General features: G+C 59.1%; 28 protein-coding genes. 18 read left to right on the top strand and 10 right to left on the bottom strand.

Features of this window, described 5'->3' with window-relative positions:
* Window positions 1–86: 86 nt before the first annotated feature.
* Window positions 87–1,064: a plasmid partitioning protein RepB gene (gene repB / locus CYG48_RS19480; RefSeq protein WP_118852194.1), complete on the bottom strand. Its 978-nt coding sequence runs from the start codon at window positions 1,062–1,064 to the stop codon at window positions 87–89.
* 75 nt (window positions 1,065–1,139) lie between these two features.
* Window positions 1,140–2,336, bottom strand: a complete 1,197-nt coding sequence (gene repA / locus CYG48_RS19475) for a plasmid partitioning protein RepA (RefSeq protein WP_118852193.1) — start codon at window positions 2,334–2,336, stop codon at window positions 1,140–1,142.
* A 707-nt stretch (window positions 2,337–3,043) separates the two neighbouring features.
* On the opposite strand from repA, the gene CYG48_RS19470 reads away from it, so the two are divergent.
* The 4 genes from CYG48_RS19470 to CYG48_RS19455 all read left to right on the top strand — a co-directional run bounded on the left by CYG48_RS19470 (window position 3,044) and on the right by CYG48_RS19455 (window position 6,254).
* A complete protein-coding gene (locus CYG48_RS19470) occupies window positions 3,044–4,168 on the top strand; it encodes an RHE_PE00001 family protein (RefSeq protein ID WP_118852192.1) in 1,125 nt (374 codons plus the stop codon).
* A 170-nt stretch (window positions 4,169–4,338) separates the two neighbouring features.
* Window positions 4,339–4,869: a DUF992 domain-containing protein gene (locus CYG48_RS19465; protein ID WP_118852191.1), complete on the top strand. Its 531-nt coding sequence runs from the start codon at window positions 4,339–4,341 to the stop codon at window positions 4,867–4,869.
* A gap of 114 nt (window positions 4,870–4,983) precedes the next feature.
* Entirely contained in the window at window positions 4,984–5,238 is a 255-nt protein-coding gene (locus CYG48_RS19460) for a hypothetical protein (protein ID WP_118852190.1), read from the top strand.
* A 110-nt stretch (window positions 5,239–5,348) separates the two neighbouring features.
* Complete coding sequence (locus CYG48_RS19455; protein WP_118852189.1) at window positions 5,349–6,254, top strand: S1C family serine protease; 906 nt, start codon at window positions 5,349–5,351, stop codon at window positions 6,252–6,254.
* A 17-nt stretch (window positions 6,255–6,271) separates the two neighbouring features.
* Here CYG48_RS19455 and CYG48_RS19450 read toward each other — a convergent pair whose 3' ends face one another.
* Both CYG48_RS19450 and pcaQ read right to left on the bottom strand, forming a co-directional pair.
* Window positions 6,272–7,528: a glycerate kinase type-2 family protein gene (locus tag CYG48_RS19450; RefSeq protein ID WP_118852188.1), complete on the bottom strand. Its 1,257-nt coding sequence runs from the start codon at window positions 7,526–7,528 to the stop codon at window positions 6,272–6,274.
* A 65-nt stretch (window positions 7,529–7,593) separates the two neighbouring features.
* Window positions 7,594–8,520 (bottom strand): pca operon transcription factor PcaQ, encoded by a 927-nt coding sequence (pcaQ, locus tag CYG48_RS19445; protein WP_118852187.1) that lies wholly within the window; start codon window positions 8,518–8,520, stop codon window positions 7,594–7,596.
* Between the two features lie 90 nt (window positions 8,521–8,610).
* On the opposite strand from pcaQ, the gene pcaD reads away from it, so the two are divergent.
* The 8 genes from pcaD (at window position 8,611) to CYG48_RS19405 (ending at window position 15,594) form a co-directional block, all read left to right on the top strand.
* Entirely contained in the window at window positions 8,611–9,402 is a 792-nt protein-coding gene (pcaD, locus tag CYG48_RS19440) for a 3-oxoadipate enol-lactonase (RefSeq protein ID WP_118852186.1), read from the top strand.
* Window positions 9,403–9,409: 7 nt separating this feature from the next.
* Window positions 9,410–9,838 (top strand): 4-carboxymuconolactone decarboxylase, encoded by a 429-nt coding sequence (gene pcaC, locus CYG48_RS19435; protein ID WP_118852185.1) that lies wholly within the window; start codon window positions 9,410–9,412, stop codon window positions 9,836–9,838.
* Complete coding sequence (pcaH, locus tag CYG48_RS19430) at window positions 9,835–10,575, top strand: protocatechuate 3,4-dioxygenase subunit beta (RefSeq protein ID WP_118852184.1); 741 nt, start codon at window positions 9,835–9,837, stop codon at window positions 10,573–10,575. The genes pcaC and pcaH overlap by 4 nt, the downstream gene beginning before the upstream one ends.
* Before the next feature lie 2 nt (window positions 10,576–10,577).
* Complete coding sequence (gene pcaG, locus CYG48_RS19425) at window positions 10,578–11,195, top strand: protocatechuate 3,4-dioxygenase subunit alpha (RefSeq protein WP_118852183.1); 618 nt, start codon at window positions 10,578–10,580, stop codon at window positions 11,193–11,195.
* Window positions 11,196–11,216: 21 nt separating this feature from the next.
* Window positions 11,217–12,287, top strand: coding sequence for a 3-carboxy-cis,cis-muconate cycloisomerase (locus tag CYG48_RS19420; RefSeq protein WP_118852182.1), 1,071 nt, complete (start codon window positions 11,217–11,219; stop codon window positions 12,285–12,287).
* Between the two features lie 250 nt (window positions 12,288–12,537).
* Complete coding sequence (locus CYG48_RS19415) at window positions 12,538–13,767, top strand: vWA domain-containing protein (RefSeq protein WP_118852181.1); 1,230 nt, start codon at window positions 12,538–12,540, stop codon at window positions 13,765–13,767.
* 319 nt (window positions 13,768–14,086) lie between these two features.
* Window positions 14,087–14,683 (top strand): alpha/beta hydrolase, encoded by a 597-nt coding sequence (locus CYG48_RS19410; protein ID WP_118852180.1) that lies wholly within the window; start codon window positions 14,087–14,089, stop codon window positions 14,681–14,683.
* Between the two features lie 35 nt (window positions 14,684–14,718).
* Window positions 14,719–15,594, top strand: a complete 876-nt coding sequence (locus tag CYG48_RS19405; protein ID WP_118852858.1) for a hypothetical protein — start codon at window positions 14,719–14,721, stop codon at window positions 15,592–15,594.
* Window positions 15,595–15,617: 23 nt separating this feature from the next.
* Here CYG48_RS19405 and CYG48_RS19400 read toward each other — a convergent pair whose 3' ends face one another.
* The gene (locus CYG48_RS19400) at window positions 15,618–16,256 is read right to left on the bottom strand and encodes a TetR family transcriptional regulator (protein ID WP_118852179.1); all 639 of its coding nucleotides are present in this window, start codon (window positions 16,254–16,256) and stop codon (window positions 15,618–15,620) included.
* Window positions 16,257–16,463: 207 nt separating this feature from the next.
* On the opposite strand from CYG48_RS19400, the gene CYG48_RS19395 reads away from it, so the two are divergent.
* Window positions 16,464–17,321, top strand: a complete 858-nt coding sequence (locus tag CYG48_RS19395) for a shikimate dehydrogenase (protein ID WP_199925306.1) — start codon at window positions 16,464–16,466, stop codon at window positions 17,319–17,321.
* Between the two features lie 15 nt (window positions 17,322–17,336).
* The gene (locus tag CYG48_RS19390; protein ID WP_118852177.1) at window positions 17,337–19,229 is read left to right on the top strand and encodes a bifunctional sugar phosphate isomerase/epimerase/4-hydroxyphenylpyruvate dioxygenase family protein; all 1,893 of its coding nucleotides are present in this window, start codon (window positions 17,337–17,339) and stop codon (window positions 19,227–19,229) included.
* A 23-nt stretch (window positions 19,230–19,252) separates the two neighbouring features.
* Here the strand turns inward: CYG48_RS19390 and CYG48_RS19385 are convergent, their stop codons facing one another.
* Window positions 19,253–19,915: a GntR family transcriptional regulator gene (locus tag CYG48_RS19385; protein WP_445304353.1), complete on the bottom strand. Its 663-nt coding sequence runs from the start codon at window positions 19,913–19,915 to the stop codon at window positions 19,253–19,255.
* 208 nt (window positions 19,916–20,123) lie between these two features.
* Between CYG48_RS19385 and dctP the strand changes: the two genes are divergently transcribed.
* The 4 genes from dctP (at window position 20,124) to CYG48_RS19365 (ending at window position 23,464) form a co-directional block, all read left to right on the top strand.
* Window positions 20,124–21,110: a TRAP transporter substrate-binding protein DctP gene (dctP, locus tag CYG48_RS19380; RefSeq protein WP_118852175.1), complete on the top strand. Its 987-nt coding sequence runs from the start codon at window positions 20,124–20,126 to the stop codon at window positions 21,108–21,110.
* A 158-nt stretch (window positions 21,111–21,268) separates the two neighbouring features.
* Window positions 21,269–21,721, top strand: coding sequence for a TRAP transporter small permease (locus CYG48_RS19375; RefSeq protein WP_445304352.1), 453 nt, complete (start codon window positions 21,269–21,271; stop codon window positions 21,719–21,721).
* Window positions 21,718–23,019, top strand: a complete 1,302-nt coding sequence (locus CYG48_RS19370; protein ID WP_118852173.1) for a TRAP transporter large permease — start codon at window positions 21,718–21,720, stop codon at window positions 23,017–23,019. The genes CYG48_RS19375 and CYG48_RS19370 overlap by 4 nt, the downstream gene beginning before the upstream one ends.
* Before the next feature lie 4 nt (window positions 23,020–23,023).
* Window positions 23,024–23,464, top strand: coding sequence for a type II 3-dehydroquinate dehydratase (locus CYG48_RS19365; protein WP_118852172.1), 441 nt, complete (start codon window positions 23,024–23,026; stop codon window positions 23,462–23,464).
* On the opposite strand, the gene CYG48_RS19360 is transcribed toward CYG48_RS19365, so the two are convergent.
* The 4 genes from CYG48_RS19360 to CYG48_RS19345 are packed head-to-tail and all read right to left on the bottom strand — an operon-like array spanning window position 23,461 to window position 26,510.
* A complete protein-coding gene (locus CYG48_RS19360; RefSeq protein ID WP_118852171.1) occupies window positions 23,461–23,967 on the bottom strand; it encodes a 2'-5' RNA ligase family protein in 507 nt (168 codons plus the stop codon). The two genes, CYG48_RS19365 and CYG48_RS19360, sit on opposite strands and share 4 nt — an antisense overlap.
* 1 nt (window position 23,968) lies before the next feature.
* The gene (locus CYG48_RS19355) at window positions 23,969–24,331 is read right to left on the bottom strand and encodes a hypothetical protein (protein ID WP_118852170.1); all 363 of its coding nucleotides are present in this window, start codon (window positions 24,329–24,331) and stop codon (window positions 23,969–23,971) included.
* A 48-nt stretch (window positions 24,332–24,379) separates the two neighbouring features.
* The gene (locus CYG48_RS19350) at window positions 24,380–25,165 is read right to left on the bottom strand and encodes an ATP-binding cassette domain-containing protein (RefSeq protein WP_118852169.1); all 786 of its coding nucleotides are present in this window, start codon (window positions 25,163–25,165) and stop codon (window positions 24,380–24,382) included.
* A gap of 25 nt (window positions 25,166–25,190) precedes the next feature.
* Window positions 25,191–26,510: a sugar ABC transporter permease gene (locus CYG48_RS19345; RefSeq protein ID WP_118852168.1), complete on the bottom strand. Its 1,320-nt coding sequence runs from the start codon at window positions 26,508–26,510 to the stop codon at window positions 25,191–25,193.
* Window positions 26,511–26,627: the final 117 nt, after the last annotated feature.

Here is a 26,627-nt window from a genome sequence, read left to right as displayed (position 1 = left end):
TCGTGGAAATGCGATTCTCGATCTTGCTACAAATCGGAGGAAGGCTTCCACGACTTGGTCGTTTGGGGGCCTTTTTCTTTTGCGGTTTAGTCTCCTTGTTGGGTCTTCTCGCGATACGCCTCGAAGAGCTCAGGCAGGCGCTCGGAGAGGAATTCTCCAAAACCGACCGCCTCCTTGGCCTTCAAAGCAAACGTGTAGGTACGACCGTCGGTCTTGGAATCGACCGCCAGTGATCTGTCGTAGGAGGTCCACTTCTGCGTCCGTGCAGCGGGTGCCTTACTTCCCTTGGAAGAGGTTTTTATCCAGGCGAGTAGGCTGTTGAAGCGCTCGTCTCCTCTCTTCACCGTGAACTCATCCGTAGCGATGTATTGGGCCGCCTTGTCGAGGTTCGATGGTTTTTCGAGAAGCGACTTGAGCTCGTACCAGCGATCGCGTCCAACGCCCTTTGCGGCGCCGACGGCGCTGATGATCTCTGGGGGAAGGCTCGCGACGGACAGCATCTTGGAAAGCGTTGCCTTGTCGAGTGACAGCGCCGACATGACGAGACGGTTGTCATTATCCGGGTGACGGCGTGCGATCTGGTGGGCGAATATCGCCTTTTCGATAAAAGAGAGGCTTGCGCGAGCAGAATTCTCCTGTCCCTGCGCGAGAAGATGATCGGCATCCTTCAGGTCTTTTACGACCGCACGCACTTTTAGGCCAAGCTGTTTAGCAGCACGAAGACGACGATGGCCGAAGACGACCATGTAGCGACCAGCGGCTTCAGGATGTGGGCGAACAAGAATAGGGCTGTCTTGCCCCCTCTCCCGGATCGCCTCGACCAGTTCGTTGAATTCCTGCTCGTCCTCTTCAAGGCGATCACGGACAAAGGATCCGTCGACAATCTCAGGATCAAGTTCAACGATTGTTTCGCCCTCGAGGAGCTTGTCGGCGCGCGCCGCGATTTCACCGATCGAGTTGAGGATCGACTTGGACGCCCCACGGATCGTATAGTCCAAAGCCGGTTTATCGGCGGCGGACTGCTCGTTGTTCATGACGCTCAAGAATGGGTTCTTGCGAGCCATCTCAGTCGCCTCCAAATGACGCTAAAAGCTTGTTCTTCATGGCAAATTCAACGGTTTTGACGGGCGTCAACATGTTCATAGCCGCCCCCATGCACGGTGGATCAGGCCCTGGATCTCGAAATTGACGGCATCCATGCACTCGATCGCACGGTCATAGGTCTCGCGCGTGAAGTTGGAGCGGTCGAGCTCGTAGAGCGTGCGCTTTGTCAATCCGGCATCGGAAATCGCCGTCGTCTTCACCATCGGGCTCTTCAGGATTTCCTCGGCAAGCATTGACTGCATGAAGCCAAGCATTTGCACCTGAGGCACGTCCGACGGCTCAAAGCGTGTGATCAGGTAACGCAGCCAATCCATCTGGACATTGGCTCCGGCCTTCTTGATCGTCTTGGTAATATTGCCAAGCATCAGCAGGAACTGCGACATCGACATGAGGTCGAGCATCTGCGGATGAACCGTGATAAGTACGGACGTTGCTGCGGTGAGCGCTGTCAGCGTCAGGTAACCGAGCTGCGGCGGGCAATCAACGATCACCACATCATAGCGGCTATCCACTGTCTCCAACGCTTTGCCAAGACGCGTAAAGAAGCGCTTGCCTTCGGTGCCGGACTGCATCGCCAGCGGCGTGTCGTATTCGTATTCCTGAAGCTCAAGATTAGCTGGGATGATATCCAGCCCCGGGAAATTGGTCGGGATAATGATCTCTTCGATCGACTTGCGTTCGCCGTCGTAACGAATGGCGTCGTAGAGTGAGGGATTTCGGTCCAGTTCCGGCTGGAAACCGTGCAGCGCAGACAAGGAAGCCTGCGGGTCGAGATCGAGTGCCAGGACACGATGACCTGTCAGAGCCAGATGCTGCGCAAGATGCGCGGCCGTCGTTGTCTTGCCCGAACCACCCTTGAAGTTAACGACCGCGATCACCTGGAGTTTGTCGCCAGGCTTGCGATGTGGAACATATTTCTTTGCTTCGCTCTTGCCCGTTTTGTCGAGGAAGAAGCGCAACTCCTGCATCTGCTCGGCAGTATAATATTTGCGATTGCCCGACATCGTTGTCGGCATCGGACCTTTACCCTCGAGATACAGACGCTTTAGGTTACTGGGCGTGACGCCGAGATAGTGGGCGACTTCGGCGACCGAGAATGGGCGAAGCGTCTTGCGGGCATTCGGCGGAAAGTTCTCCAGACGCAGTTGGTCCAGCTTGCGCGAGATCTCTGCGCCCTGCATCAGGATCTTGTCGTCAAACTCAAACGTCGGCAGGTTGCTGAACGCGTTCATTCTCTCTTGGACCATTCTGTCGATAGAAGCGCCTTAAATGGCAATATGCCGTCATTATCCGCGATTCTCTTTATCTGACAAGGAGAATAGGGTTAACGGAAGGTTAATGCCCCCAACACTCGCTAAAAGCCGGCGGGCTGAGCCAGTGGCAATGCTGCGGATAGATCGTTGACGGCCGTCAACAATGATGGATTGCCCAATGAAAATGAGGGTTTAGGTTGCTTAAAGGAAACGGGCGAGGAAAGCCCCGGCGTTGCCGTACAGGCGTCCGCTGCAAAAGATGGCGCGCGCCAGAGGAAACAGCCGCGGCTGGTTTCGGAAGAATCGCCGCCTGCCGGAGCGCAAGCTACGAGAATCAACATAAGGAAACGTGGCACCGGGCAGGTTTCAACGCGTGATCTTGAACGCGGACCCCCAGCTAGCTTTGACGCGCTGCTGGCGGGGTCTTCAACAGTTCTTGGCGCGCCAATGATCCCGCGACTAAGGTGGTGGATCTAACTTGAAGGGGGCTTGCGTCGGTAAAAAATCCTCTGTAGCGTCCTCCATGCTAACGCGATGTTAGAGGATCTCGATTAGAACTCGACAGTCACGGCAAGACTGACCTAGCGGCCCTTCCTCTCCCCTAAAGCCTATTCAACCGCAATACGCAGTGACGGACCGTAACGGCCCGATAGCGTCTGTTTGACGAATCGCGTATCGATTCTTCAATGACTTACGCCATACCCGATTTGACTGACCAGACGCTGCTAAAGGCGGTTTCAAGCGCCGAGATAGCGCTCGTTCGTTTCGACGAGCGCACGGCGCGGTCTTCGCTCGCCAACGGTGTCGTTGAGCGGCTCGACTTCGCCGATGCCTGCGCATCGCTTTGGGTGGATGGTGAGTTGGTCAACCTCGAGGATCTCGTCCTCCACGACACCGGCCACGATGTTCGCTCGCCCACCCATGAACTCGTCATTGCGCGAGATGTGCTTCGGGCTCGCCGGCGGATCGCACAGCAGAAGCCGGGATGGGCATTGTCTTCAGACGGCCTTTCCGTCCTTCGCGCCAAGCGCACATCACCGCAAGCAATGCCTTCGGGTTCGATTGAGGGGGATTTTGGCGGTTCGCCGCCCGGATTGCAGGACCAGGAAGAGGATTTTCTTCAAGGGCAGGACGACCTCGAGATCGACTACTCGGAGATCGACGCCCTACTCGCACGCTCCGCTGCAGCGCTCGACGACATTGGAAATGCTGTTCCGCGCCCGGCACGTGAAAAGGATCCGCTTCTCTACGATCTGGATTGGGACGAAGAGGCGCGGATGCACGAATGGCAAAGGGTGGTCGGCGAGATCGAACATCTGCCGCCGGTGCTGCAGGCTGCGGTCGCCCTGGATGCCTGGGAGGAGATCCAGGTTCTCCAAAACATGCCGTGGCTTGGACGTCTTCTTGCCTCCGCCATTCTGCATCGGGAAAACGTGACCTCTGGACAGCATCTCGCCGCATTGAATGTCGGCTTGAAGTCGATCCCGGTCGATCGACGACGCTCAAAAGATCGCGGCGTCAGGCTGCTCGCTGTCGTACGCGCGCTGCAGACGACAGGCGAGATGGGGTTGAAGGAGCACGACCGCCTGAGCCTTGCAAGTCAGATGCTGCAGCGGAGATTGATCGGCAAACGATCGACCTCCAAGCTTCCGGAACTGGCCGAGCTCGTCGTCCAGCGACCGCTGGTGTCTGCGACTATGATCGCCGAGACGCTGAAGGTAACGCCGCGCGCCGCATTGCGAATTATCGAAGAACTCGGGCTGCGTGAGCTGACGGGAAGGGGCCGGTTCCGCGCCTGGGGCCTAATCTGATCCTCTGCCGCGGGACAACCCGCCCGGCTTGAAGTCACAAACCGCAATATCTGCGAAAGAAACGTGATCGCTCCTGAGGGAGCAAAAATGGACCGGCGACGTTGTCGACGCTCCACCACGGATCTGGTGGTGCCTTTTGGGGGCGATAAATGACCACAAGGAGTACAGGGATGAAGAAGATCGTTGCCGCAGCACTTGCTACGTCATCATTGCTAACGAGTGCCGGTGTCGCCGTGTCCGCGGATCTCGTCCGCCGCGAACAGGCGCCGGTTTATGAGGAGTCGGGGTCGCGCGGAGGCGTCCGCATCGGCTATCTCGACTGCTCGATCGGTGGCGGGGTCGGCTATGTTATCGGCTCGGCCAAGGAAGCCGATTGTGTGTTCACGAGCACGATCGGAAGTGAGCCGCTCGACTATTACACGGGCGTCGTTCGCAAGATGGGCGTCGACCTCGGCTTCACGACGCGTTCGCGGCTAATCTGGGCAGTGTTCGCACCGACGGCCGGTTACCATCCAGGCTCGCTTGGCGGACTTTACCAAGGAGCCACCGCAGAAGCGACGGTGGGTGCAGGCGTTGGCGCCAATATCCTCGTTGGGGGTACCGCCGGCTCAATCCACCTGCAGACGGTGAGCGTCACCGGGCAGCTTGGCCTGAACGTCGCAGCGACCGGCACCTCCGTGACGTTGACGCCTGCGGGCTGACGGTCACAATTGTGGCCTCTTGCCGCCGCCCCCGGCGGCGGAGGCCCAACCTGAACCCGGGATGACCGGGTTTTTCAGAAGATGTTCAGGGCGGAGGTTTAAGTTGCGGCCGCCATGGAAGATTTACAAAAACCAACACCTGCTGCCGTTGCAGCCATAGAGGTGGATTGGGATCTGGCACCTGCACATGCACGATGGTGGGCCGTTGATGAAGACGGCAAGGCGCACTGGTACTGTGCACCCAACACCTCGCACTTGAGCTCGTTCTGGTTTGCTGATCAGATTGCGGCACCGACCTTCGGCTTTGCGGGAGACTGGCGCGAAAGCCTCGTTGAGCGCCGTACGCATCTTTCTGGTGGGCATATCTGATCAGCCGGCTCGAGCCGCAAAGCTTGCAGTGCCGGAAACGGTCCCTACCTAAGTAGTTAATAACAGCCCGCATTTGACCGATGCGGGGCTACTGCTTCGGGAATGTTTCTATGGACCTAGAAAAAGTTATGCGGTCGCTGGTGGCCGTTCGCGCATCCATTCCAGACAATGCCTTCACTGCGGATACGCTTGGCACCCGTCGCGAGGGTTCCGGTGTTGTCATCCGCGAGAATGGCTTGGTGCTTACCATAGGTTACCTGATTACCGAGGCCGAAGATGTCTGGCTCACCCGCCACGACGGACAAGTTGTCCCTGCCCATCCCCTGGTTTACGATCAGGAGAGCGGCTTTGGCCTGGTGCAGGCGCTGGCGCCGCTCGACCTGCCGCCGATCGAGATCGGCGATTCCAATCTGGCCGATGTCGGTGATGCTATCGTCGTTGCCGACGGCGAAGGCCAGTATGTGCGCGGCAACATCGTCGCCAAGCAGGAATTTGCCGGGTACTGGGAATACCTGCTGGACGAGGCAATCTTCACCACACCGGCGCATCCCTCCTGGGGCGGTGCGGCTCTGATCGATGATGGCGGCCAGCTTGTCGGCATCGGGTCCTTGCGTCTGCAGATGAGCAAGGGCGGTGAGATCGCGGACATCAACATGATCGTCCCGATCAACCTGGTGAAGCCGATCCTCGACGGTTTGCTGCACGAGGGCGAGTTCAAGCGTCCGCCTCGGCCGTGGCTCGGCGCAATGTCGGCTGAAACGAACGGTGAGGTCGTCGTGATGAGCGTGACCGAGAACGGCCCCGCCGCGCGCGGTGGCCTGCGACGCGGCGATGTGATCTCCGAGATCCGCGATGGTGAAGTCGATGGACTGGCCGATTTCTACCGCAAGATCTGGGACAGCGGCGCTCCTGGTGCCGAGATCCCGATGCGAGTGCTGCGCGATGGTCGCGAGGCTTGGCTGCGCATCAAGTCGGCAGACCGTAACGATTTCCTCCGCAAGCCGCAGTTGCAGTAGCTTGGCAGCCGTTCGCCCTAGCGGATCAGGATCGCCCGGAAGTCATTGACATTCGTTCCCGTTGGACCTGTCACGAACAGATCTCCCAAGGCCGAAAAGCAGTGATAGCTGTTGTTGTCGGCTAGGAGCTGGCGACCGTTCAGCCGGGTGGCGCGTAGCCGGCGGGCGGTCGTGCCATCGACAAAGGCGCCGGCGTTTTTCTCTGATCCGTCGATTCCATCGGTATCGGCGGCAAGCGCTGAAATCGTTTCTCCATCTATCGCCAGCGCAAGGGCGAGGGCAAATTCGCCATTTCGGCCTCCCTTGCCACCCTTGGCGCGCAAGGTGACGGTCGTTTCTCCACCAGAAAGCAGCACCGCGGGTTTGGCGAAGGGCCTTTTGCGCTGTGAAACTTCCCGAGCAATCGCCGCGTGAACCATGGCAACGTCGCGCGCTTCGCCTTCAATCGCGTCCGACAGAATATAAGGGGTGACGCCCTGACGCCGCGCGACCTCGGCTGCGGCTTCCAGCGACACTGCCGCGGAAGCAATGATGAAATGCTCATGACCTGCGAAACAGGCGTCATCCGGATGGGGAGCATCGGCATCAGGTGTTTTGAGATACTCCATCATCGGCGGCGGAAGCTGCAGTTTGTACTGTTCTACGATTTCGAGTGCATCGTGCCGCGTCGAGGGATCTGGAACTGTTGGGCCTGAGGCCACGAATGCAGGGTAGTCTCCGGGGATGTCGGATACGATGAGGCTCACGACACGGGCCCGCGTCGCAGCGCCCAATCGTCCGCCCTTGATCCTCGAAAGGTGTTTCCGCACGACATTCATGGCGGAAATCGGTGCCCCTGAGGCGAGCAGGATCTCGTTGAGCTTGATCTCGTCGTCGAGCGTCAGCCCCTGAGGCGGAGCGGGCAGCAGCGCTGAGCCGCCGCCGCAGATCAGCGCAATCACCAGATCGTCTTCCTTCAGATCAGCGATGGTTGCGAACAAGCGTTCCGACGCAGCAAGACCGGCGGCATCCGGCACCGGGTGGGCAGCTTCAATGATCTCAATTGATTGGGTGGCACAGCCATAACCATAACGGGTCACGACAACGCCGGAAAGGTCGCCCGGCCAGACCTGCTCCAGAGCCGCTGCCATTTGCGCGGCTCCCTTACCGGCACCAATGACCACGGTGCGTCCATTCGGGGGAGGGGTCGGAAGATGCTTCTTGATGCCGTTGATGGGTTCGGCTGCCTTGACGGCTTCCGCAAACATCGCCTCGAGCAGTTCCCGGTCTTTCATTGGCTTCTCCCCTGTCAGCACGCGGTACCTTCCATGGCACGTGCGAAGCGTCAACCGGCTATGCCTCAGCTGTTTGGCATGATTTCCATAGCTGCCTGCCGGATTGTCTGCATGAGGATGGAGAGCGGGGCAGACGGCACGGCATCAGCCGCGATGGTCAGCCCTACCGGCCCCTTGGTCTCGCTGGTGTCGATCGGCAGTGTTGCCAGGAGCCCGTGCTTGATGTCCTCCGCGACCACGCCCGCCGAGATGATCCAGACGGCATCGCTGGAGCTCACGAAGGCGCGGCCGAAAGCATCCGACACCGTTTCCACCTGGACCGGAAGGTTCGCGACACCATTGGCGATCAGGAACTGCTCCACGGATCGTCGGATGATCGAGCTTCGCGTCGGCATCAGCACCGGGAAGTCTTTCAGCCTCTCGAAGATGGATTGCCTGGGGTCCAGCAGCGGATGGCGGGTCCGCGTCACAAAAACAATCTGCTCGGAATAAAGATGTTCAAACGAGAGGCCGGTCATCTTCTCTGGTGGCGCGAGCCGCCCAACAACAAGATCAAGCTCCCCCAGCCGCAGCTGTTCCATCAGCACCGCATTGTCGCCGGTGACAATCTTGACCCGGGCACCCGTCGTTTCGGCTAGGAACAACGTGATTGCGCGTGGCATGATGCGGTTTGAGACGGTTGGCAGCGCGCCAACCTGAACCGGCGGAGCGGTGGTGAAGAGCTCATGCGAAACGGAATCTATGCCTTGGCGAAGCGCAGCAAGCGACGCCCCCGCATGCTTCAAGAACACCTCGCCGTAACGAGTAATACGAATCCCACGTCCGTCGCGCTCGAAAACGGTGACGCCGAGAGCTTCTTCCAGTTCGCGGATCGTTTTCGTCACCGCAGGTTGGCTGACGTTCAGGATCTCAGCCGCGCGCATGACACTTTTCTGTCGCGCGACTTCCAGGAATGTATGCAGGTGGCGAAACTTGATGCGGGTGTCGATCATATCAGATAGCCAATGAGTTATGTAATGGCATTAAAATGTCATTTTACTTAACTTTATAGGAATGCAATGAAGAAGGAAGGGAGAGGCTAGATGCAGTTTGTACACATCAACGGCGTTTTGATTCACTATCGTCTTCAGCGGGCGGATGAGCAGCGGCCGGTTCTGGTGTTCGTGAACTCGCTCGGGACGGACAGCCGCATCTGGCATCACGAACTGCCGAAGCTGACGGATCATTACACAGTCCTGACTTATGACAAGCGTGGTCACGGCCTCTCGGACCTCGCCAATCCGCCCTATTCCATTGCTGACCATGTGGCAGACCTGGCAGGATTGCTTGATCATCTCGGGCTTTCGCAGGTCATCGTCTGCGGTCTGTCCGTCGGAGGTCTGATTGGGCAGGGGCTTTATGCAAAACGCCCGGATCTTGTGAAGGCGCTGATCCTTTCAAACACGGCCCACAAGATCGGCAATGCGGAGACGTGGAACAATCGTATAGCCGCGGTCGAGCAGAACGGGATCGGCAGCATCCTCGACGCCATTATGGAGCGCTGGTTTACGGAGCCGTTCCGGAAGCCGGAGAACCCGGCCTATCGCGCCTATTGCAACATGCTGGTTCGCCAGCCAGCCACCGGCTACAGCGGGACATGTGCAGCGATACGTGACGCTGATTTTACCGAAGACGCCAAGAAGATCGCCATCCCGGTGCTTTGCATTGCTGGGCAGCAGGACGGCTCCACCCCCCCGGAGCTCGTGAAGTCTCTTGCAGACCTTATTCCCGGCGCACGATACGAAATCCTCGAAGACGCTGCGCATATTCCGTGCGTTGAAGCGCCCGCCGCTCATGCTGCGTTGATCCGCGGCTTCATTGACCAACTCGACTGAGGCTTCCATGGCAGATCATCCGGCTCCATCCGAACGTTTCCTGCAGGGTATGAGAACGCGCCGCTCGGTACTCGGCGATGCGCATGTCGACCGTGCAGAGGCAAACAAGACGGCATTCGACCAGCCATTCCAGGAGCTCATCACTGAAGGCGCATGGGGTACGGTTTGGTCGCGCACGAACTGGACCAAGCGCGAACGCTCCATCGTGACGATCGCGTTGCTTGCCGCACTCGGCCATCATGATGAAGTTGCCATGCACATTCGCGCCACGGCAAACACGGGTGCGACGCCCGAGGACATTCGCGAGGCGCTCATGCATGTGGCGATTTACGCCGGTGTGCCAGCCGCCAACCATGCTTTTAAGATTGCCAAGGCAACATATGCCGAAATGGACAAAACAGGATCTGACGGACAAGCCGCGGGAGAGATGAAATGAAGAACACGCCCCCAGAAACGACACCCTTCTTTGCGCGCGACCGGTTGTGGCATCCGCCGGCATATACGCCGGGATATAAGACTTCCGTTCTCCGGTCGCCGCAGCGCGCCCTGATCTCGCTTGAAGGCACGAAGACTGAAATCACCGGACCGGTCTTCGGTCACAACATTCTGGGCGAGTTCGACAATGACCTGATCGTCAACTATGCCCAGCCGGGCGAGTCCGCGATCGGCGAACGTATTCTGGTTCACGGTCGCGTGCTGGATGAACGTGGTCTCGGCGTTCCCGGCGCGCTTGTCGAATTCTGGCAGGCCAATGCCGGCGGTCGCTATCGGCACAAGAAGGAAACGTATCTGGCGCCGCTCGATCCGAACTTCGGGGGCTTCGGCCGCACCATCACCGACGAGAACGGTGGCTATTACTTCAAGACGATCAAGCCCGGGGCATATCCTTGGCCTAATGGCGTCAACGACTGGCGCCCGGCGCACATCCATTTCTCCGTCTTCGGCCATGGATTTGCGCAGCGCCTCGTGACGCAGATGTATTTCGAAGGCGATCCGATGATCAAGATCTGCCCGATCGTCAACACGATTCCGGATCAGGAAGCCATCAACGGGCTGATCGCGGCTCTCGACATGCAGAACACGATTCCGCACGACATGCGCGCCTACAAATTCGATATCATTTTGCGTGGTCGACGCTCGACCTTCTTCGAGAACCGCAAGGAGGGGAACTGATCATGGTACAGCCGCTCAACTACCTGAAGGAATCCGCTTCGCAGACGGCAGGCCCTTATGTCCACATCGGATGCACCCCCAACTTTGCGGGCATCACCGGCGTCTACCCAGAAGATCTGGGTTCGGGTCCGATGGTCAACGAGAACACACGCGGCGAGCGCATCACGATCCGCGGTTTTGTCTACGATGGCACCATGACGCCATTGAAGGACGCGCTGATCGAGATCTGGCAGGCCGATGCCGATGGTTTCTACAACAGCCCGTCGGAAACACGCGGCAAGGCCGATCCGAACTTCTTTGGCTGGGCTCGCTGCCCGGGTGACATGGCGACAGGCGAGTTCGTGTTCGAGACCATCAAGCCCGGCCGGGTGCCGTTCCGCGATGGTCGCCTGATGGCGCCGCACGTCAGCTTCTGGATTGTCGCTCGCGGCATTAACCTCGGCCTGAACACGCGCATGTACTTCTCTGACGAAGAAGAGGCGAATGCGGAAGATCCGATCCTGGCGCGCATCGAGCATCGCGTTCGCGTGCCGACCTTGATCGGCAAGCGGGAAGGGGACACCGTGACGTTCAACATCCACATCCAGGGTGAGAACGAAACGATCTTCTTTGACATCTGACGCGGACATAAGAGCGCGGGCATGAGCGTATCGGCTTTCCAACACCCCTACCTTTCAGGTCTCGTTGGCGACGGAGAGACCGCAGAGGTGTTTTCAGTAAAAGCCGAGATAGATGCGATGCTGGCCTTCGAAGCCAGTCTCGCCCGCGCACAAGCGGCCTGTGGCCTCATTCCCGGTGAGGCCGCCGAACTCATTACTGAAGCCTCGCGGGTATTCGAACCGGACATGGCGCAACTGCGCATGGGCACGGGTCGGGATGGGGTCGTCGTGGCGGATCTGGTCAAGCAGTTGCGTGCAGCCGTGGAGAAGCAGGCTGGCAGCGCAGATGCTGCAAGACACGTCCATTTCGGCGCGACCAGCCAGGACGTTATTGATACGGCTCTGGTTCTGCGGTTGAAGCGCGCCTGCAATATATTCATCGATCGACTGCTGTCGGTGGAGGCACAGTTCGCGGAAGTCGATGCCAAGTATGGCTCCCGTGCCTTGATGGGCCACACCCGCATGCAGGCCGCAATAGAGATCCGCGTCTCTGACCGCTTGCGGGCTTGGTCAGAACCGCTCACCCGTCATCGTGACCGGCTGGCGACCATCGTCGAAACCGGGCTGCCGGTGCAGTTCGGTGGCGCTGCCGGCACGCTCGAAAGGCTCGGTGACAAGGCGGCAGCAGTCCGCGAAGCGCTTGCCAAGGAGCTTCAACTGACCGACGCGCTGCAGTGGCAAAGCCAGCGAGACCGCTTGGTCGACTTAGCAGGCGTGCTGACCCTGATCACCGGAACGCTTGGCAAGTTTGGCCAGGACGTCGCGCTTCTGGCAGAGATGGGCGGGGAAATAGCGCTCGCTGGCGGCGGCGGTTCGTCGGCGATGGCCCATAAACAGAACCCGGTCACTGCCGAGGCGCTCGTTGCGCTGGCGCGGTTCAATGCGGTGCAGGTATCTGGCATGCAGCAGTCGATGGTGCACGAGCAGGAGCGTTCGGGTGCCGCCTGGACGCTGGAATGGCTGCTCCTGCCGCCGATGGTGATGGCAACCGGGGCCTCATTGCGACTCGCGATGGAACTCGTCGGGAACATCAAGTCCATAGGGCGGGCATAAGGCTGGTCTGTAGCAACCTGCTTGAGCAGGCTGCTGACAGATTCGGTCATGCCATGTAACCGCTGTCCCATATTGAAGCGGGCGATGTATCGACTTGGGAAATGCGACAGTAACAACCAGCTTCTAATCCTGTTTGTCTGAAGAAGATCTGCATTCGTTAAAATGCGATCCTCGGCGTTAGGAATCCCTACAACCCGTCGTGTTACCCCCATGCTGTTCGAATGATTTGAACATGTGTTAGGGGGCCAGGATGATCCTGCCAGAATTGACGCGGCTCGTGAGAGACCGCGCGGGTAATTTTGCCATTACCACCGCTCTGCTGATGCCGGTGCTCTTGGGCACGGCCGGCATGGCCATCGATTTCACAAATGCGCTGGAGAAAAAGACCGAACTCCAGGCGCTCGTGGATGCGGCAGCGCTCGCCACCGCCTCTGCCATGAGTGACAAGGACATGACGGATGCGGAAGCTCAGGCTTTCGCCAAACGGTATTTCACCTCCCATGCTGACCAGGTCACCGCGCCGCCCAATGAAACGCCGGAAGAAAAGGCGGCAAGGGAAGCGGCCTTGCTCAACGGCCTGACGGTAGGTGCCACTACGACGAACAGTTCGGGGAACGGCCAGACCTTCAACGTCAGGATGACGATGACCTACCCGCTGTCTCTGAACGGGTTGAGCCGAGCGCTCGGCTTCAAGACGTTGCAGATCAGCGTGACGGGCGACAGCCAGAGCGGACGGGAAGGCAATGCCTTGTCCATGTATCTCGCTCTCGATGAGTCGGGCTCGATGAAGGAGCTGACGAGCACCATCAACCCTGCGCAGCCAACGAGGCAGGAGTCCTATGACTGCAGCACCTTGTTCTTTTATAAGACCTGCACCCGCACCGTGAATAACTACCTGAGCAAGATGGCGTCGCTGAAGGCGGCTGCGGCAGGCATGTTCAGCCAGTTGAAGGCCGTCGATCCGCAGAGCGAGTTGATCCGCATCGGCGCGGTTTCTTACAACGACACCACGAAACCCGAACAGACGGTAAAGTGGGGAACTGCATCAGCGGCGTCCTATGTCGGCAATCTTCCCGATGTTCCTGCCGGCGGTACTGACGCAACGGGTGCCATGACCAACGCCTTCAACGCCTTGAAAAAGGCAAATCCCAAAGAGGTGACCGAGCATTCCAAGAAGAACAACACCAGCTTCGAGCGCTTCATCGTTCTCATGACGGACGGTGAGATGACCGGTAACAGCAACAAGTGGAACTCAAGCATCGACACCAAGGTGCGCAATCTTTGCAATCAGGCGAAGAACGACGGCATCAACGTTTATACCATTGCCTTCATGGCGCCCTCCAAAGGGCAGTCGTTGCTGAGCTCCTGTGCCACGAGCGCGGATTACTATTACCAGCCCAACGATATGACGGCGCTGGTGAAAAGCTTCGGCGACATCGCCCGCAAGGCTGCCAAAACAGGCACGCGCCTGACAAACTGACGTCGAAGGGATTGAACGGCGTCATTGCGCATTCATGTGCCGTGGATGACGCGAAGAAGCTTTGTGGCGTGGAGCCGCCCGCCATTTCCCCGACGTCTTGGCGATCGCCGGGGAAAAACCGCTCCCGGACGTCGAGGGATCGTGTCACCCGGTCTTGTGATCAGGTCCCATAAGCACCATCTAAATCAAGCCGCCCCACAAGAGCATGACATTCGCGCGACCTCTCCCCGCGCGTTGATCTCGTGCGTGGGGTTTGAGGGCGCTCCCCGTGGTGGGTCGAGCGCCCTCGGCTTGTATTTAGCCACCATGCAGGACCGATATGTCAGCCTCAAGCAGCCTCATCATTTTCTTCCACGGAATAGGAGCGTCGGGCGCACAGCTGATGCCGCTGGCAACGGACTGGCGTGAGAGGCTTACGGGAGCGAGGTTTGAGGCACCGGACGCGCCGTTCAGTCATCCTTACGGGCACCAGTGGTTTCGCGTAGATGCCAATCCGATGGCAGCCGACAACATACGCTGCGCTCGTGATGGCTTTGACCGAACCCTGGCTGAGATCATCAAGAGGCATGACTTTAACGATCGCCACGCCCGCGTCGCCTTTGTCGGCGTGTCCCAGGGTGCGATTGTCGCGCTCGACGCTGTCGCAACCGGGCGATGGCAGGTTGGCGCGCTGGTTTCCTTTGCGGGCCTTCTCGCACCGATGCCTATCTCACACCAGAGCAAGCAGACAAAGGTGTTGCTTGTTCATGGGAAGGATGACCGAACGATCCCTTCAATGGCGTCGTCTATGGCGGCAGGACAGCTCAAGCGCGCTGGCTTTGCGGTTGATCTGGAAATCATGCCAGCTGTCGGACACACGATTGCGCCGGCAGGGGCGGAGAGGGCGCTTCATTTCCTGCAAACAAGCCTCGGCTGAAGGAAACTGCATCGATGGCCGTTCGTTTGACGACCATGGCTGATGAAGAGGATGCCGAAGAAGAACACCCGCATTCGGTGGAAACGGTGGCGTTTCCATTCGACCGGATGAGTGTTGCGCGGTTTCGTGAGACGTTTCCCCGCGCCCGCTGGAGCGACGCGCTGCAGGCTTGGACGGTTCCGGGAAAGACAGCACGGCGTCGGATTGACCGCTGGCTTGCAGCAGAAGCGAGTCGCAAGGCGCCTTTCGATGACGAGCGTGGACGCGACGCCTACGAGTTCGAACCGATCCTCAGTTCTTATCTCTCGGTATCTGACCGTGGTTTTCGGATCAGGACGCCGTTCTCCAGAACCGTGGTCGAGGAGCTCAGGCAGATCCCGTTTGCACGCTGGAATGGCGAGGACAAGTGCTGGGAGGTGCCTTTCGCATTCTATGACGACCTTCAGCGCCGATGGGAAGCGATAGAAGCGGCGGCCAAGCGAAACGAACCGGAAGAGCGGCGGAAACGTGCGCAGGCGCGCAAGGGTACGGAAGAGGAGGCAAGATCGAAACAGAAGTCGCTGGAGCGGCGCCGCCGCCGGATTCCTCTGCCGAGTAACCACCTGCCGCCACTGGAAAGACCGGTGGCGACTGCGGCTTACGGCATCATAGTCATCACGGAAGTAACAGGCGAACTGGTAGACCCGGAAGAGATCGCCGAGCGCCACCCTAACGCGGGCGCGGAACACATCTGGGCAGGCTGGCGCTTCGCCACGCTTGAAGAACTGGTCCACACATGGCCCGCGCGCGCAGCGCCCGCCGCTGAGGAGCGTGAACGTGGCTGGTGGCAGCCAACGCTGGAGGAACTTCGTGACGCGCGGCGTGCGGCCAGATCGCGCGAGCGTCGGCGCGAGAAGAAAGCGGCGCCTTAAGGTGCGAAACGGCGTACTTCGGATCAGCGACGCAGATAAGCGAGCACCGCGTCGCAGATCATCGTCTTGTGCCGCTCGTAATGCTCCGGTGCCGAAAGGTCGCGCCTGAAGATCGTGCCGAACGTATAGCGGTTCGAAACGCGGAAGAAACAGAAGGCACTGATCATCATATGGACGTCAATGGGATCGACGTCTTCGCGAAACAGGCCTTCACTGCTGCCGCGCTTCAGGATGTTTGCCAAGGTCTCGATGATCGAGATGTTGAGGTCGCGGATCTCCGTCGACCGCTTCATATGTGCCGCCTGATGAATGTTCTCAATGCTGACGAGACGGACGAAATCGGGATTGGCTTCATCGTGGTCAAAGGTGCTGGCGATCAGCGTCCTCAGGGCCTCTTCCGGTGCCATTCCCGAAAGCTCGAGGTCTGCCTCAAGGGAGCGGATCTCGCGGTAGGCCTTTTCGAGGACGGCGAGGTAAAGTCCTTTCTTGCTGCCGAAATAGTAATAGATCATCCGCTTGGAAGTTTTCGTGCGCTCCGCAATCGCATCAACCCGGCCGCCGGCCAGTCCCAGCGCGGAGAACTCTTCCGTTGCAACGCGGAGAATATCCTCCTTCGTCTTGTCGGGGTCGTTTCTTCGGCTTTCGGCTTTCGGTGCCGGCATGATGGACACTTTCCAAGAACGCGAATGGCAGCGCAGTTGCGCCGGATGCATTAGCGTTCATAGTTCAGGTGAAACAGGGAATTCAACGGGCGCCGCTGACAATATTGACACGAACCAGTTCGTTCATTACCTCATCGGCCGCTGCCACGATCATGGAGGAGAAGCAGCGAGCCTGGGCAATGTCCCGGATGTCGCCGCTCGATGTGGATGGATACGTTTCTACGAAATCTAAAGGCCGGCCTGATCGGTTCAGGCATCCAGGCGTCTCTCACGCCCGCCATGCACATGCGCGAAGGCGCGTCTCAAGGCCTTGGCTACGAGTATCAGCTGATCGACCTGAACGAACTTCAGGTTTCGGTCGACCAGTTGCCGAAGCTGTTGGCAGAATCCGAAGCCAGAGGACTGGCCGGGGTTAACATCACCCATCCATGCAAGCAGGCGGTGATCCCATTCCTGGACGAACTCTCGGACGACGCGCGTTCGCTTGGCGCGGTGAATACTGTTGTCTTCAAACAGGGCAAGCGCATCGGACACAATACCGATTGGTGGGGTTTCGCCCAGAGCTTCAAGCGCGGCCTGCCCGGTGCGGATCTCCGCTCGGCTGTTCAGTTGGGTGCAGGCGGTGCCGGTGTGGCAACAGCCTACGCGATCCTGTCCCTGGGGCTGCAAAAGCTCATGGTGATCGATCGCGAAATGGAGCGGGCCGAGCAGCTGGCTGAAAAAATGACGGCCCTCTTCCCGCAGGCTCAGGTTGTCACCTGCGCTCAGGCCGAGGAGGCGATGGAGGATACCTGCGGTCTCATCCACGCCACGCCTACGGGAATGGAGAACTATCCTGGCCTTCCTCTGCCCGCCCATCTTCTGCAGCCGGCGCATTGGGTCGCGGAGATCGTCTATTTCCCGTTGGAAACCGAGCTTCTGAAGGAAGCGTCCCGCATCGGGTGTCGCGTGTTGAACGGCGGCGGCATGGCCGTGTTCCAGGCTGTGGGAGCCTTTCGGCTTTTCACGGGGCGCGAGCCGGATGAACAACGCATGCTGGACCATTTCAAGACGCTGACGAGCTGAAGGTAGGCAAGCACCATGAAGACCTCCATTGCCACCGTATCCATCAGCGGTGAATTGCCGGAGAAGCTGGAAGCGATAGCCAAGGCGGGCTTTGACGGGGTCGAAATCTTCGAGAATGACTTTCTCGCCTTCGACGGCAGCCCGCGTGACGTCGGCAAGATGGTGCGCGACTTCGGGCTTGAGATCACGCTCTTCCAGCCGTTCCGGGATTTCGAGGGCATGCCGCCCTCGCACCGGCAACGGACCTTTGATCGCGCCGAACGCAAGTTCGATGTGATGCAGGAACTGGGCACCGACCTTGTACTCGTCTGCTCCAATGTTTCGCCCGTCTCGCTTGGCGGCATAGATCGCGCCGCGGATGATTTTCGCGAGCTTGGGGAACGGGCGGCGAAGCGTGGCCTGCGTGTCGGCTACGAGGCTCTGGCCTGGGGACGCCACATCAACGATCACCGTGATGCCTGGGAGATCGTGCGTCGCGCCGACCATCCGAATATCGGCCTGATCCTCGACAGCTTTCACACGCTGTCGCGCAAGATCGACATCAACTCGATCCGATCAGTCCCGAAAGACAAGATCTTCATCGTTCAACTGGCGGATGCGCCGCTCATCGACATGGATCTCCTGTATTGGTCCCGGCACTTCCGCAACATGCCCGGCGAGGGGGATCTGCCGGTGACGGCCTTTACAGCCGCAATCGCAGAAACTGGCTATGATGGCTATTTCTCGCTTGAGATCTTCAACGACCAGTTCCGCGGCGGTTCGACCCGGTCGATCGCGGCGGATGGTCACCGCTCCCTGATCTATCTCGGGGACCAGGTGCGCCGTCTGCCCAATTCCAAAAGGCTCAACGTCCCACCGATGCCGGACCGCGCCAAGGTGAAGGGCGTTGGTTTCGTCGAGTTCACGGCAGACGAGACAGACGCGGCCAACCTCATCGCGATCCTCAAGACACTGGGTTTCCGGAAGACCAAGATCCATCGCAGCAAGAAAGTGGCACTGTACAGCCAAGGCGACATCCGCCTGTTGGTGAACACCGAAGAGAAGGGATTCGCCAACACATCCTTCGCCGTTCACGGCACATCCGCCTATGCCATGGCGCTGGAGGTCGAGAACGCCCAGGATGCGCTGGCTCGTGCGGTGGCGCTCGGTGCAGAGCCCTTCAGGCAGCCGGTCGGGGAGGGGGAGGTCGATATCCCCGCCATCCATGGTGTCGGCGGCGGGCTGATCTACCTGATCGATACGAGAAGCGACCTTGGTCGCTTCTCCGAGATCGATTTCATTCCCCTCGAGGACGAAGCCGCGGTCCTCGTCCCTGCAAACCTGGAGCGGGTCGACCATATCGCGCAGACCGTTTCTTACGACGAGATGCTCACCTGGCTGTTGTTCTACACCTCGATTTTTGAAGCGCATAAGACGCCCATGGTCGACATCATCGACCCCTCGGGTGTGGTGAGAAGCCAAGTGGTCGAGAACGATAGCGGCGATCTGCGCCTGACATTGAACGGCGCCGAGAACCGCCGCACGCTTGCCGGCCACTTCATTGCAGAAACCTTTGGCTCGGGCGTGCAGCATCTCGCGTTCGAGACCAAGGACATTTTCGCGACCGCTGCCGCGCTGCGCCAGAACGGTTTCCGGCCGCTGCCGATCTCGCCTAACTATTATGGCGACGTTGAAGCGCGGTTCGGGCTAGATCCCGAGCTGACGGAACGGCTCAAAGCGGAAAACATCCTTTACGATCAGGATGAGCACGGCGAGTATTTCCAGCTCTACAGCAGCACCTTCGGTGAAGGCTTCTTCTTCGAAATCGTCGAACGCCGCGGCTATCACGGCTACGGCGCACCGAACGCGATCTTCCGTATCGCGGCTCTGAAAAAGCAAATGCGCCCCGGCGGCCTGCCAAGGGAGTAGGCTGAGTCTAAAGCGGTGTTCGTCTAGCGGATGCGTCCGCTCTTGATGACGTGTTCGGTCCCGTTGCGGATGTGGCGGGCCAGCATGTTCTGCGCTCCGGCAACATCTCGTTTCATAGCGAGTTCGAACAGAAGCCGGTGGTCATCGACCACTGGTTTTCCCCGAAAGCTTTCGGCCAGGAGATGGTAACGAAGAAAGCGGTCGAAGACGGACGACAGGGTTGCTATGAGTGTCTGCGATTGGCAGGCGGAGACCAACGCTTGGTGGAACTCCCAGTCGTAGCGCACCCAGTCTGCCGTCCGTGTTCCGTCACCCTCGAGAAGCTGGCGCTCAATGGCCCAGAGCTTGTGATGGGCGGCGACCACTCGGGCCTCCCAGTCCAAGTCGCCAGCTTCGAACGAGAGCGAAATGGCGTGACCCTCAAGGAGAAGGCGCAGGTCGCCAAGTTCGATCAGGTTCTTCTTTGAGACCGGGCTTACTTCGAAGCCCCGCTGTCCTTCTGCAACAACGAGGCCGTCGGCGACCAGTCTGTTCAAGATTTCCCGAAGCGTCGATACGCTGGCGGAATAACGCGCGCGTGCCTGCTCCAGCTTGATCTTGGAACCTGGAGGCAGTGCACCGGAAATGATGTCCTGCCGTATTAAGCTCAACACCGCTTCTGCGACGGTCGCGGACACTTCGCTCACTATCACTGCCTCCGATGTAACGAGTAATATCATATGAAATGAAATCCATGGGGTAAATCGTCGTTGACCATTTTTCTTGTCGTTACTAGGATGATGAAAAGTCCGGCGTTGACATAAACGGACTATTTCGTACACTAAATCGAGCTTGAGGAAGCTTATTGGAGGATGCCGAGTGCTCAAAGCGCCGGCTAGGAGGAGGAAGAACCCGATGACGACCAATATCACCCGTCGTGGCTTACTTGGTGCCACGCTTGCAACGACGGCTGCGTTCTCGCTGCCGGCCCTGGCGCAGGATAAGCCTGTGCTGAAATTCTCCGCAGTGTTCTCCGAGCAGGACATCCGCGCACAGATGACGAAAATGTTGGCTGAGGACATCAGCGGCTCATTCAAGTTGGAGCCCTATTACGGTGGTAACCTCTTCAAACAGGGCACCGAACTTGTGGCCATCCAGCGTGGCAACCTGCAGATGGGCAACATCGCGCCGCAGGATATCTCCAACCAGATTCCCGAGTGGTCCGTTCTAACCTCGGCCTACCTGTTCCGCGATGCACAGCACGTCACGAAGTTCTTCCAGAGCGAGACGGGTGCCGAATTCAAGAAGATGGCCGATGAGAAGCTCGGCGTGACGATCCTTGGCCCGACCTATTTCGGCGCGCGTCAGGTCGGCTTGAAGCCAAACAAGAAAATCACCACTCCGGCCGACATGGCAGGTATCAAGCTGCGCATGCCGGGTGGCGATGCCTGGCAGTTCCTGGGAAGCGCGATCGGCGCCAACCCGACGCCGATGGCCTATGCCGAAGTTTATACCGGCCTGCAGACCGGCGCCATCGACGGGCAGGACAATCCGCTGCCAAACGTCAAGAACATGAAGTTCTACGAAGTCATGTCGCAGATCGTCCTGACGTCGCACCTCATCGGTTACGACCTTTTGACGATCTCCAGCAAGATCTGGAAGGACATGAGCCCGGAACAGCAGAAGGAATTGCAGGCCGCTGCCGACAAGGCGATGAAGTGGAGCGAAGACCAGCACCTGGCACAGGAAAAGACGCTAGTCGAGGAGTTCAAGGCAGCCGGCCTCGACGTCTACGAGCCGGATGTCGACGCCTTCCGCAAGTTCGCTCAGGAGAAGTACCTGGCTTCGGATCTGGCAAAGTCTTGGCCGCAGGGGATCCTGGAAAAGGTCGCGGCCATCTGATCGTGTTTAAACGAGAGCTTTGAATGCTGCAGAACAGGCCGGTGCGGTAACCGCCCGGCCTGTTCATTGGAAACCATGGGGGAGGGGTGGCGATGAAGCACAGGCTTTCAAAAACGGGCGCCTGGCTAAGGCGGAGAGCGGAGAACGTTCTCGCGCTGATGTTGCTCGCGATGTTTGTGGTCTTTGTTTTGCAGATCGTGTTCCGCTACATGCTGAACCTGTCGATCGGCTGGACCAATGAGCTCAGCGTTGTCCTCTGGATCTGGATCGTCCTTTTCGGATCGGCCTTCGTCATCCGCGAGGTCGAAGAGATCCGCTTTGACTTCTTCTGGGCAAGTGCCAGCAACAATGCACGCCGGGTAATGCAATTGATCTGCGCGGGCGCGCTCGTGGCGCTGTTCGGGGTCTCCCTGCCCGGGGTCATCGACTACGTGACCTTCATGAAGGTCGAAAGCACTGCTTACCTGAAGATCCGCTTCGACTACCTCTACTCGATTTATGTCGTCTTCGCGATCGCGATGATCGTGCGCTACATGTGGCTCGCGGTCCTTGCTGTTCGAGGCAAGGCACCGGAAGCTTTCGATCCTACAAAAGCAGGCTCCGGCGTATGAACCTGACCAGCCCCTTTTCGATCGCCCTCGTCATCATTACGGCACTGGCGTTTCTAGGCCTGCCGATCGGGCTGTCCATGATGGCGGGCTCCATTCTCTACCTGTATCTTGCAGGTGCAGACATGGGCACCGTCGCTGAGCAGTTCCTGAACGGAATGTATTCCAACTACGTGATCCTGTCGGTGCCGCTTTTTATCCTCGCCGCAGAGTTCATGAATATCGGCTCAATGACCGAGCGGCTGCTCGCCTTCTGCAACGTGCTCGTCGGCCGCTTCCGCGGCGGGCTTGCGCATGTCAACATCGTGCAGAGCATCGTATTTGCAGGCATGTCCGGATCGGCGGTCGCTGACGCGGCTGGTAGCGGCCGCATGATGCAGGCAATGATGACGAAGAACGGTCGTTACACGCCGAGCTACGCTGCCGCGTTAACCGCCGTGACCTCCGTTGTCGGCCCAATCATCCCGCCGTCGATCCCGATGGTGATCTATGCGCTCGTTTCGGATGCCTCGATCGGCTACCTTTTCATTGCGGGTATGGTGCCGGGGCTCCTGATGGCGGCGCTGCAGATGGTGCAGGTGGCCATCACCGCGCACCGGAAGAACTTTCCGGTTGAAGAACCGGTGGCACTTCGCGAGATTCCGCGCATCACCTTGCGCGCATTCCCGGCCTTGATGATGCCCGTCGTGCTGCTCGGATGCATCTACACCGGCATCACCACGCCAACGGAAGCGGCAGCGCTTGCGGCCGCTTATGCCCTGGTCATCTCGCTTGTTGTCTACCGCAGCATTTCCTGGGGAGCCTTCTACGACTCGACGTTGCTCAGCGCCAAGTCGTCGGCCTCGATCGGTCTGCTGATCGCCGGTTCGCTGGTGTTCAACTACGTCGTGACGATCGAGAATATTCCAGAGACGATCAAGGTGATGTTGACCAGTTGGGACCTTACCCCGAAGAGCTTCCTCATTCTCGTGAACGTGCTGTTGCTGCTTCTCGGCTGCGTACTAGAGGGCACGGCAATCCTGCTGATCATCGTGCCGGTCTTCATTCCGACGGCTCAGGCGCTTGGAATCGACATGGTGCATTTCGGTGTGGTGGTCGTGGTGAACATCATGCTCGGCTTGGTGACGCCGCCGTATGGACTACTTCTTTTCATCATGACCAATATCTCGGGTGCGCCGGTCAAGGACATCATCCGCGATGCGATGCCATTCATCCTGTGGATGGTGGTGTCCCTGATCATCATCACCTTCATGCCCGACTTTGTGCTGTGGCTGCCGCGCCTGCTCGGCTACCAGGGATAATCTCATGAAACCGATCTACATCCTGAACGGCCCGAACCTGAACAGGCTCGGAAAGCGTGAACCTGAAATCTACGGCACCACGACGCTCGCTGAAGTCGAGGCTTGGTGCCGTGAGGCGGCGGGCGAGAGGCCGGTGGAGTTCCGGCAGACGAACAGCGAAGAAAAGCTGATCGACTGGGTGCATGAGGCGATCGACGAGGGGGCCGGCATCATCATCAATCCGGCCGCGTTCACGTTCACGTCGCTGGCGCTCCTCGATGCGCTGAAGATGTTCAGGGGACCGATCATCGAATTCCACATCAGCAATGTGCACCGTCGCGAGCCGATCTATCATCGGTCCTACGTTTCAATGACCGCAACAACGGTGATGGCCGGATTGGGAGCGACGGGTTATCCAATTGCGGTCGGCGCTCTGGAACTGCTGATCCAGGAAAACAAACGCTAGAACATAATGGTGGCTTCGTGCTTCCACGGGCCATTCATATAGTGCCAGAGATCGAGGCCGATGATGGTGATCTGGCTTGGCTCGAAGCCTTCAGACAATGTGCGGTAAAGCGCATCCGCCGATTGCCGGGAAACCTTGTTCTGGATCGTGATGTGCGGTCGCCACTTCTGCAGGTCCTGTCCGCCGAGCCAGGGCAGGAAAATCGATCTCAGTTCCGCGTGGACCTTGTACAGGTCGGCGCTCTCGATCGTGAAGGCCACGCCTTGGCCAAGATGGCGGATCCCTGCTACCTCGGCTGAGATCGGCGAAGCGTTCGAGGCAACGTTATGTAGTGCTCCGATGATCCGCTCCAGATGCTCGCCCGGCAGTCGATGAAACATTGTCAGGTGCGCGCGCAGGAAATTCCGTTCCGCCGGAAAATGTGCCCGCCGTAACACGTCGAACGGCTCAAGGTCGCCGTCTTCTATTTGGGCCGCCAGGATGAGCGGCTGACGGGTCTTCATGTTACGAGGGTTTACCCTTCGCCTCGTGGTTCTGCGGGGTGTCGCTGCTTTTGAGCAAACCGTTAAACCAGGCCGCATAGGGCGTGTTCTTCACCAGATGCCGGTTGAGATCTGGGACGCCGTCACTCCACCAGACTGGCCCGCGTTCACCTAACGCGACTTTCACCTTGTCGACGTCCTTGCGAGCTTGTGCCATAGCGTGCTCATCGTGTTTCGCATCGCGAACCGCGCGGCGCGCGGACATCAGTTCTTTCACGAGGTGCTCACGCTCCTTCTCGGTGAGCGCCGGATTGCTTCGGCGCCAGAGACGTCCGCGAACGATGAAATACCGACCATCAGGCGTATTCGGATATTCAGCTGCCATTGTAGACCTCAATGGCGAGACTTGGAGGGAAGTTCCAGTGCGTCGGCCTCAGGCAACCGCCATCGCGCCCGGACCTGCGGTTGCGCCAGGCGGTACCTTGCCGAGGATGATCATGCCGAGCACCTCGTCCTTGGTGACATCTTGCGTGCGTGCATGACCGACAACCTTGCCATTCTTCATCACGAAGACCCGGTCAGCGAGATCGAACACATCGTGGATGTCGTGGCTGATCAGGAAGATGCCGATGCCTTCGCGCTTCAACTGCTTGATGAGATCGCCCACCTGTGCGGTTTCCTGCGGTCCGAGTGCGGCCGTCGGTTCGTCCATGATGAGGATGCGCGCATCGAAGAGGATCGCTCGTGCAATTGCCACCGACTGCCGCTGGCCGCCGGACAATGCCTTTACGGGTTCCTTGAAGCGCTTGAAGTTGGGGTTCAAGCGCCCCATCACCTCGCGAGTATTGGCCTCCATGGCGACATCGTCCAGCGTGCCCCACTTCGTCTGCAACTCGCGGCCGAGGTAGAGATTGGCAGCGGCGTCGACATTATCGGCAACGGCAAGCGTCTGGTAGATTGTCTCGATGCCATACTTCTTCGCGTCACGCGGGTTGCGGATGTCGGCTGGCTCGCCATTGATCAGTATTTCGCCCTCGTCGCGCTTGTAGGCGCCGGAAAGGATCTTGATCAGCGTCGACTTGCCCGCGCCGTTGTGGCCGAGAAGGGCCACAACTTCACCGGGATAAAGATCGACGGAGGCGCTCTCCACAGCGTGTAGCCCGCCGAAGGAGATGGAAATGTTCTTCATTTCCACGAGCGGAGTGGTGTGGTCCGTCACGATGAAACTCCTGTGATTCCGCCGGTCACTTGGACCGGGCGCGATAGACGGTGTCGAGCCAGACGGCGGTGACGAGCACCGCCCCGACCACGATACGCTGGAAGGGCGTGTCGATGCCGAGCAGGACCATGCCTGACTGGAGCGACTGCATGACAAGCGCGCCGAGCATGGCACCAGCGATCGAACCCATGCCACCGGAAAGCGAGGTCCCGCCAATAACGGCTGCCGCGATGGTGTAGAGCTCGTCGAGCTCGCCTTGCGCGTTGGTGGCCGCATTGAGGCGTGCGGTCGAGATGGCTGCAGCAATGGCGCAGAGCACACCCATGAGGGCGAATATCTTCACCGTCACCCAGCGGGTCTTGATGCCGGCAAGTTCCGCGGCTTCAGGGTTGCCGCCAATCGCGAAGACATAGCGGCCAAAACGAAGGCGCGTGGCGATGAAGGTCATGACGACGCCGACGGCGATGGCCATGAGGACGGGCACTGCAATGCCCTGCGAGATCAGCAGGCCGCCTTCCGGCCATTCGATGTTGTTGGCTTCGGCATAACGGCGGGCGATATTGATCGGCCAGTAATACTGGTTGGCCACTGCAACGGCGCCCAGAACGACGGCGCACCCCAGGCTAGCCAGCACGTATTCAGCCCAGACCGGCCGACGCGGGAAATGGAAGCGTTTGCGTTGGCGACGAGCATTCACAATGGCCACCACGATGGCGACGCATGCCAGAAGGCCGACGATCCAGCTCCACGTTGCGCCGATCGATCCTTCCGTGCCGCCACCCATCAGCCTGAAATTTGGGTCCATTGGTGCAACTGTCTGGCCGCTCGTGACGAACCAGGTCGCGCCACGCCATACAAGCAGGCCGCCGAGCGTGACGATGAACGAAGGCACGCCAAGGAATGCAATGATCACGCCGTGTAGCGTGCCGATCAAGCCACCGATGACCAACCCCGTGAGAAGCGCGAGGATCCAGATCGCCGGGTGGTTGAAGCCTAAGATCTCGGGTAGGAAACGCGCCTGCATCACCCCCATCACCATGCCGGTGAAGCCGAGGATCGACCCGACCGACAGATCAATGTTGCGGGTGACAATGACGAGCACCATGCCCGTCGCCATGACCGCGACCGATGCTGTCTGCACGGAGAGGTTCCACAGGTTGCGTGGGGTCAGAAACAGACCACCCGTCAGGACGTGAAAGCCGACCCAGATGATCAGCAGTGCGCCGACCATGCCGAGCATACGGGTGTCGATCTCGGTCGCGCGGAAAAAGCGGCGGATTACACTGCCGGTTGGCTGTCCGGCGGATGCATCGGAACTGGTCGTAGATTGTATCGTATCGGCCATGAGTTGCCGTTCCCTACCATGTGTCGAGGCATCCGGTTCGCTTATGAACCACCTCGGTAACGCCGCAGCAGCGCTGCAGATATCGTCATCGAAAGCCAAAACCAGCGCCGATGCGGG

The organism is Neorhizobium sp. SOG26 (assembly GCF_003491345.1).
GTDB lineage: Bacteria > Pseudomonadota > Alphaproteobacteria > Rhizobiales > Rhizobiaceae > Neorhizobium > Neorhizobium turbinariae.
Note: the sequence above shows the minus strand (reverse complement) of the source record. Positions and strands in the feature narration are given on the sequence as shown.